This window comes from Acinetobacter sp. KAM396, assembly GCF_021602765.1.
In the GTDB taxonomy this organism is placed as follows: Bacteria; Pseudomonadota; Gammaproteobacteria; order Pseudomonadales; family Moraxellaceae; genus Acinetobacter; species Acinetobacter towneri_A.
Map to the genome: position 1 here is coordinate 1 of NZ_BPPH01000105.1, position 548 is coordinate 548.

General features: G+C 39.6%; 1 tRNA gene and 1 rRNA gene. Both read left to right on the forward strand.

From position 1 onward, the window contains the following. Positions 1–16: 16 nt before the first annotated feature. Positions 17–92 (forward strand) — tRNA-Ala (locus tag L6C30_RS14705). 364 nt (positions 93–456) lie between these two features. Then, positions 457–548 (forward strand): 23S ribosomal RNA (locus tag L6C30_RS14710); the annotation flags it as partial.

The following is a 548-nucleotide window of genomic DNA, read 5'->3' on the forward strand; positions in this document are numbered from 1 at the left end:
TCACAGATGATAAGCTGGGGACTTAGCTTAGTTGGTAGAGCGCCTGCTTTGCACGCAGGAGGTCAGGAGTTCGACTCTCCTAGTCTCCACCACGTACTTATTAAGTGCGGGAATAAGCTAAAGATTACAGAATTTAGTAAGTATAAGCTTATTAAGTTCTGTGATTTAAATATCACAGTATTTAGTGCGGTCTGACGAAGACGTATTAATTCATTAACAGATTGGCAAAAATTGAGTCTGAAATAAATTGTTCAACTCATTTAATTCAAGATTGACAGTAATACTTCGGTGTTACGGTTTAATTACGAATTGAAATGAGAACTAGCAAATTAACTGAATCAAGCGTTTTGGTATATGAATCTAATTGAAGCTGTACAGTGCTTAAGTGCACAGTGCTCTAAACTGAAATGTTGAAGTTACTAACTTGTAGGTAACGTCGACTGTTTGGGGTTGTATAGTCAAGTAATTAAGTGCATGTGGTGGATGCCTTGGCAGTCAGAGGCGAAGAAAGACGTGATAGCCTGCGAAAAGCTCCGGGGAGGCGGCAA